At 61.7% G+C, this 6868-nt stretch carries 7 protein-coding genes; 2 read left to right on the top strand and 5 right to left on the bottom strand.

Translation table 11 applies throughout. The annotated features are described in order from the left end of the window. Positions 1 to 435: helix-turn-helix transcriptional regulator (locus ACYVDE_RS11380; RefSeq protein WP_460501662.1), on the top strand; the 435-nt coding region annotated here is incomplete at its 5' end. Positions 436 to 597: 162 nt separating this feature from the next. Next, entirely contained in the window at positions 598 to 1434 is an 837-nt protein-coding gene (locus tag ACYVDE_RS11375; protein WP_460501661.1) for a hypothetical protein, read from the top strand. Positions 1435 to 1538: 104 nt separating this feature from the next. On the opposite strand, the gene ACYVDE_RS11370 is transcribed toward ACYVDE_RS11375, so the two are convergent. The 5 genes from ACYVDE_RS11370 to ACYVDE_RS11350 form a co-directional block, all read right to left on the bottom strand. After that, positions 1539 to 2465, bottom strand: a complete 927-nt coding sequence (locus ACYVDE_RS11370; protein WP_460501660.1) for a helix-turn-helix domain-containing protein — start codon at positions 2463 to 2465, stop codon at positions 1539 to 1541. A 158-nt stretch (positions 2466 to 2623) separates the two neighbouring features. Beyond that, positions 2624 to 3784 carry an acyl-CoA dehydrogenase gene (locus ACYVDE_RS11365; protein ID WP_460501659.1) on the bottom strand — a complete coding sequence of 387 codons (1161 nt, stop codon included), beginning with the start codon at positions 3782 to 3784 and terminating at the stop codon, positions 2624 to 2626. A 191-nt stretch (positions 3785 to 3975) separates the two neighbouring features. Continuing rightward, on the bottom strand, positions 3976 to 5004 hold the full coding sequence (locus ACYVDE_RS11360) for a hypothetical protein (protein ID WP_460501658.1): 1029 nt from the start codon (positions 5002 to 5004) through the stop codon (positions 3976 to 3978). Positions 5005 to 5138: 134 nt separating this feature from the next. After that, positions 5139 to 5957, bottom strand: a complete 819-nt coding sequence (locus ACYVDE_RS11355; RefSeq protein WP_460501657.1) for a class I SAM-dependent methyltransferase — start codon at positions 5955 to 5957, stop codon at positions 5139 to 5141. Positions 5958 to 6109: 152 nt separating this feature from the next. Then, a partial coding sequence (locus ACYVDE_RS11350) for a hypothetical protein (RefSeq protein ID WP_460501655.1) occupies positions 6110 to 6868 on the bottom strand: 759 nt, incomplete at its 5' end.

Genomic DNA, 6868 nt, shown 5'->3' with positions numbered 1-6868 from the left:
GACCGCACCCGCGCCCAAACCTTAGCCGCGCAGCATCCCGCCACGGCCGGGGCAGCGCTCGTGAGTGAAGCGGTACCTGAGGCCCCCACTCCTGCCCCGCCCACGCTGTCGGCCATCGACCGGACTTTCCTGGCCCGGGTGGCCGCCGCTGTGGCCGAGAACCTGGATAATGGCGAATTCGAGGTGGAGCAGCTCACCAGCGCCGTGGCATTGAGCCGCACGCAGGTGCACCGCAAGCTACGCGCCCTTACCGGGCAGTCGCCGGCCGAATACATCCGCACCGAGCGGCTGCAAGTGGCGCGCGAGCTGCTGCGGGCCCAGGCCGGGACCGTGGCCGAAGTGTGCTACCGGGTGGGTTTCAATAGTCCGGCGCACTTTTCTACGGCATTTTCGCGGCAGTTTGGCTACCCGCCCAGCGAGGCGGCCCGGCAGTGAGCCTTGGTGCTTGGCCAATATTTTGTGGTAGGTACGCGGGAAAATAAAGGAACATTTCGGCAACCCCGCAAGCGTCGAATACGAATAAACCCCACGCCCCACCCAGCTTCGGCAGCGAGGCCGCGTTTTATTCCTTTCATCTCCTTTTCCCGCCCAATCATCATGGATAATCAGAAAGACCAGTTCGGCACCACGCCGGACCAGAGCAACGCCAGCCGCACCACCACTAGCACTCCCTCGTCGGCCGCTACGGCCAGCGGCGCTTCGGCCGCCTCGCGCAAGTCGGCCCCCACGCCCGGCGCGACGGACACCAACCAGAACCCAACGGCGCAGAGCATGGCCTCCACGCCCAATGCGCAATCGCAGAATACTGCCAACGCCGGCCTGAACCGCCAAGGCGAAGGCGAGCAAACCAACGGCCAGGAAGGCACCTTGCTCGACACGGCCTTGAATAGCGGCAAAAAATGGATTGAAGATTCCGGCGTACTCGACGGCGTAAACCAGTTGCCGCAGTCGTTGAAAGACCTCGGCAACCGCGCCCTCGACCGCGTGAATAGCCTCAGCACCACCCAGAAAGTAGTGGGCGGCGCCATCCTGGCCGCTGGCATTGGCTGGCTGGCCACCCGCAAAGGCAAGTCTTCGTCGTCGGATAGCAGCGACAGCAGCTCGTATAACTACGGCCGCCAGCGTGACGCCGGCAGCTACGGCCGTAAAAGCTACGGCTACCAGGCCCCCGACGCCAGTACCAGCCGCCGCCCCGCAATGGGCAGCAGCCGCTCCGACAGCGGCTCGGCCTACGGCAACAGCGGCAGCCGCTACGGTAGCAGCGGTAGCTACGGTACCTCCAGTTCGCCCACCAATACCGGCATTCACTCGGGCAGCGGCCGCGACGACAGCGGTGCTCCCTACGGCCACGCCTCGGCCCGCACCGACCACGGCTCACAGTCGTCGTCGAGCAGCAGCAACGCGCTGAACAGCGACTACCGTAGCATCGAGTAGGTTAGCCGATTAGCAAACAAAAGCCCCGCTTCGTTTCCGAAGCGGGGCTTTCTGCTTTTCTGGCAGCACAACGTGCTGCTTTTTCGATTGTGCTACTGAAGCGCTTAGATGTTCATGGCCGACTCGCGGCGGCGCATTTTGCCGGCCGGGATGCCGAACATCATCTTAAAGCGGCGGCAGAAATAGGCGGTGTCTTTGTAGCCCACTTCCTTGCCGATGTCGCGGATGCTTTTCTTCGTGGTGCGCAACAGGAATACGGCGCGCTCCATGCGCTGGTATTCGATGTAGTCCTGCGGGTTGATGTTGGTCAGCATCTTGAAATACTGACCCACGTAATCCTCGCTCACGTTGGCCACGCCGCTCAGCACTTTGTTGCTGAGGTCGCCGCCGAGGTTCTCCTTGATGTAGTTGAACAGGTCGATGAGGCGCGGGTCTTTGAAGTAGGTGCTGTTGGTGGCGAGCTGCTCCACAAACATGTTGTTGCGCAACACGTAGCGCACCACTTCTACCACAATGTTCTCGGTGTAGATGTTGATGAGGCGCTCGCGGCCGGGCAGGTCCTGCATGCTCTCCTCCACCACTTTAATAACCAGATTAGCCAGCTTGGGCTGCCCCGAGATGAGGAAGGCCGGCACGTCGAGCGAGGCGAAGAAGTTCACCGAGTCGAACACCTTGGCTTCGAAGCTCACGAAGCTGTGGCTTTCGGCCTCGTCGCCGATGAGGTCGAGGCTGTCGTTGGAGTGGAAGAACTTGTCTTTGTTCGAAATCAGGTCGTCGTTGCTAATGACGCGGTTTTTCTGGTCAACGCCGTAGCTCACCCGCGTGGGGCGGCCGCCGGGAATAAAGAGCATCTCGCCTTCTTCCACCACCATTTGTTCTTCGCCAAACGTGATGTGCCCTTTGTGCAACAGAATCAGGTTATTACCAACATCATAGGAATTGCGCACGGTGAAGGGCTGGTGCAACACCAGGTTTTTAGCCTTGATGTAGCGCACGCCCAACGACTCGATGACTTTATTGTAATCTTCCATAATTGAACTGGTCTAAAAGACCGATGTAAGGTGCGGAATGGGTAACAATTCGGCTACCGCAGTGCAAGATAACACCTTGAAATTCACAAAAACAAGAAACCCAGCCGAAAACCGGCTGGGTTTAGTGCAATGAATCTGTTTTTTAGGCAATTCCGGTCTTATTTGAGAATTTCCCGAGAAATCACAATTTTCTGAATTTCAGAAGTCCCCTCGTAAATCTGGGTAATCTTGGCGTCACGCATCAGGCGCTCCACGTGGTATTCCTTCACAAAGCCGTAGCCACCATGAATTTGCACGGCTTCCACGGCGGCGTCCATGGCCACTTTTGAGGCGAAGAGCTTGGCCATAGCGCCCGACTTGGCGTAGTCGGCGTGGTTGTCCTTGTCGGCGGCGGCTTGCAGGCAGAGCAGGCGGGCGGCGTCGATGTTGGTAGCCATGTCGGCCAGCTTGAACTGGATGGCCTGGTGCTGCGAAATCGGCACGCCGAAAGCCTTGCGCTCCTTGGCGTATTTCAGGCTAAGCTCGAGGGCGCCTGAGGCGATGCCCAGGGCCTGCGAGGCAATGCCGATACGGCCGCCGGCCAGCACCTGCATGGCGAACTTGAAGCCAAAGCCGTCGGCCCCGATGCGGTTTTCCTTGGGCACCTTCACGTCGGTGAACATCAGCGAGCAGGTGTCGGAGCCGCGGATACCCAGCTTGTTTTCCTTGGGGCCCTGGATGAAGCCGGGCATGTCCTTGTCGACGATGAGCACGTTGATGCCACGTGATTTCAGCTCGGGGTTGGTTTGGGCGATGACGAGGTACACCGAGGCAGTGGTGCCGTTGGTAATCCAGTTTTTGGTGCCGTTCAGCAGGTAGTGGTCGCCTTTATCTTCGGCGGTGGTGCGCTGGCTGGTGGCGTCGGAGCCGGCTTCGGGCTCGCTCAGGGCGAAGGCGCCGATGATTTCGCCCGAGCACAGGCGCGGCAGGTACTTCTGCTTCTGCTCCTCGGTGCCGTACTTCTCCAGGCCCCAGCATACCAGCGAGTTGTTCACGCTCATGATAACGGAGCACGAAGCATCGACCTTCGAGATTTCCTCCATGGCCAGCACGTAGCTCACGGTGTCGAGGCCGGAGCCGCCGTACTCGGGGCTCACCATCATGCCCATGAAACCGAGCTCGCCCATTTTCTTCACCTGCTCGGCGGGAAATTTCTGGTGCTCGTCGCGCTCAATCACGCCGGCCCATAGCTCGCTCTGGGCAAAATCGCGGGCAGCGTCGCGCACGGCGAGCTGCTCTTCAGTGAATTGGTAAATGTTGGAGGAAGTGGCGGTTTGCATGGGATTGGGAACGAGATAGGTGGGTGGGAGTGCAAAAGTACGGCCCGGCGCACGATGGGCAAGGCCGATGGGTAGCCAGCCCGGCACTTAACAATGCTGCAAGCAAAGGGTTGCGCAGCAGCCCACGCCTAAAAACAGCAACGCCCCGAATCGGACCGATTCGGGGCGTTGCTGTTTTTAGGCGTGGGCTGCTACTGATACTGAATGTAGAGCGGCTTGGGCGTGAGCTGCGTGAGCACCTCCACCGGCGTCATCATGTGGTGGGGCTTGGGCTTGGGGTCGTACTCGTAGAACAGCTTGAAGCCGGTGTACTGCACGGGCTCGGTCTGGATGTAGTCGTGGTACGAGTCCTTTTTCAGGGTGGGCTCGCCGTGGCCATCCATGTGCATCACCACCTGCACGCGCGGGTCGAGCTTGATGTTCTTGTAGTTGGTGAGCATCTTGCGGGTGAAGCGGTGTACCGTCAGCACTTTGGGCGGCAGCTTGTTCTCGCTCACGAGGCGGGCCAGGTAGTTGATGGTCCAGTTCACGTCCTTGGCGTCGAGCGTGCCGATGCGCTGGTTGGGACGCACGCCGGGCATGGTGGCCAGCGAAAACTCGGGGTCGATGCCAAGGTGAATGTCGGGCTGCTTGAGGTAGGCTTCCAGCTTGGGCACCTCCACCTGCAGGGTGCTGTGGCCGGGCTGCACGTCGAGAAACAGGATGCAGTGGTGCTCACGGGCCCACGAAATCACTTCCTCAATGGTGGCTTTGGAGTTCATCAGGCGCCACTTGCCGTCTTTGCCCGCCGTGCCCTGGGCCGTAATGGTCACGTTGTGCAGAGCGGGCTGCACCGGAATGGTGGGGTCGGCAGCCTGCCACTCCTTCAGCACACCCTCGAACTTGCGGAACATCTGCTCCTTGGGCTCGCGGCCCAGAATGCCCATGCCCTTCGAGCGAATGTTGCCATAAAAGGCCACGATGCGGTGGCCCGGCAGAATAGCGCCCGGCAGCTGCCCGGTTTTCTTGGCAATGCTGTCGGCCTTGAGCGAGTCGCGGCGCATGGCGGCCATTTTCAGCTTGAGGGTATCGACGGGGGCCGGCGCGGCGGCTACGCTGTCGCCGGTGGCGGTGCCGCCTTTCTCGCCCTCGGTGGGGCTGGTTTTGCAAGCGGGGAAGGCCAGCACGGCCAGCAAACCCAGGGTGGCGGCAAACGCGCCGGAAGTAGCTTTTAACAACACGGATGAAGAGGGAACAAAACGGGCAATAGTAGCCTCAAAGGTAAGCCTTTCCGCGCGGGCCGCGGTAATGACCCAATTAAAAACCAGTTAAATCCTGCCAACCCCCAAAAAGCGGCAGGATTACCTAAGCAGCACTAGCTTGTCACCGGCGCGAGCGTCACTTCGAACCAGGTGGTAGGGTCGGCGAGCGGGTCGGGGGCTTGCACCGGCAGCGGCGTGGGCGAATACAGGGCGCAGAGCGTGTTTTCGACCTGCACCAGCTGGCCGGTAGCGGTGGCGGGCAGGCCGTCGAGCAGGCCGGCCAGCACTTCCCAGCGCGGCTCGCCGGGCTGGCGGCTGGCATCGTGCCACACCACCACGGTGCGCGGGCCCACCAGGTGTTTGAACACGCGGGCTGTATCGGTGCGCACGGCTTCGTAGCGGTGGTCACCGTCGATAAAAATGACATCAAAAGGCTTTGCAAACTCTTCGAAGTCGTAGGTGGCCGAGTTGCCGTGCAGGTGGTACACGTTGGGCAGGGGCTTCGAGAAAAAGCCGTGCAGCTCGATGTAGCGCTCGGGCAGGCCGAGGGCGCGAATTTCGGCGTCCGATAAGTTGAGGGTGTATACTTCGTCGATGACTTCGGCCACGTTGGCGGCGCTTTCGCCGCGCCAGGTGCCAATTTCAAAATAGGCCCCATTGGGCACGCGGCGGGCCAGGGCGCGCAGCAGCAGCAAATCGGTAGGCAGCGAGCCGCCCTCGCGGAAGGCGAAGGGGCGCACGGTGGTATCGTTTGGACTCAGAAAATGCGCCAGCGGCACCATCGGCAGGCCTTTTGGCGTGAGGCCGCGGCCGGCATGGGCCAGCCCCCGACGCTGCCACTCGCCCACATCGCCAGCCACGACGTGGGTGAGCAGTGAGGGGGTACGAATCAGACTGCGAAACGCCTGCAGAGCAACGGATATTCGGGACATAACTGGAGCTTGGCGGCCGCCGCAACGCCATAGCACGTGCGAGAGCTCAGCCGGGTTGCCGCTGGCCCGACTACCATATTGGGCCCAAGATAGGCCCTATACCAGCGATGAGCGTGGATGCAGATAACCAGCCGCGGCACCTCGCCCTTGGTTTAGGGGCCCACCTGTTGCACGTGCTGCCAGCGGCGTTGCCCATCGGCGTCGCGTAGCTCGACAAGGTAGGAATCGGGCAGCAGAGCCAGCAGAAGCCGATTTTCGCCCGGACGCAGGCAGTGCACGGCCACGGGAAGCGGATTGGGCACCTGCCGGGTTTCGGCCAGCCGGTACACCAGCAGCTGCTGGGCGCGCCGGGAGCGCAGGCTATCAACCGGAATAACCACGGATATCGTGCGGGCGGCGGGCTGCCCGAAGCCGTTGCCGGGCGCGGGCGCAAGGCGGTTCAGCACGGTGAGGTCGGCGCGGATATCGAAAGCGGGCTGGTAGCGAGCATCGGCCAGCACGTAGGCGCCGGCGGGTGGGGTTGCCAGGCCGGGCGGGGGCGCGTAGTCGAGTTGGGTCTGGTCGATGGTGAAGGGGTCGATACCACTCAACTCACGAAACCACTGCGCCATGCTTTTGAACTGCGGATTGAGCCGCTCGTTGATGTGGGCGTGCCCAGCCAGCACTACTACCCGGGCATTAGGATTACGCTGTACGGTGGCGGCCAACAGGTTGCGGGCCTGGTTTTGCTCACGGTCGGCCCCGAAGGCATCGTAGCTCACCACGTGCATGCCCAGGCGGCGAGCTTCGCGCACAAGGTTGGCCAGCGTTGGCTCGCGCAAATAGAAGCCCGATGTGCCCACCGGAAACCCGCGCCGCCGCACGCCGGCCGTGTCTTCGGCCGCCAGCGCTTCCAGCGCCAGGTACCGGAA

The organism is Hymenobacter agri (assembly GCF_054778495.1).
This window is presented reverse-complemented; position numbering and strand designations above follow the sequence as displayed.

Excerpts from the sequence above, each read along its gene's own strand:
- ACYVDE_RS11375 (WP_460501661.1), top strand. The coding sequence starts at position 598 with ATGGATAATCAGAAAGACCAGTTCGGCACCACGCCGGACCAGAGCAAC.
- ACYVDE_RS11370 (WP_460501660.1), bottom strand. The coding sequence starts at position 2,465 with ATGGAAGATTACAATAAAGTCATCGAGTCGTTGGGCGTGCGCTACATC.
- ACYVDE_RS11365 (WP_460501659.1), bottom strand. The coding sequence starts at position 3,784 with ATGCAAACCGCCACTTCCTCCAACATTTACCAATTCACTGAAGAGCAG.
- ACYVDE_RS11355 (WP_460501657.1), bottom strand. The coding sequence starts at position 5,957 with ATGTCCCGAATATCCGTTGCTCTGCAGGCGTTTCGCAGTCTGATTCGT.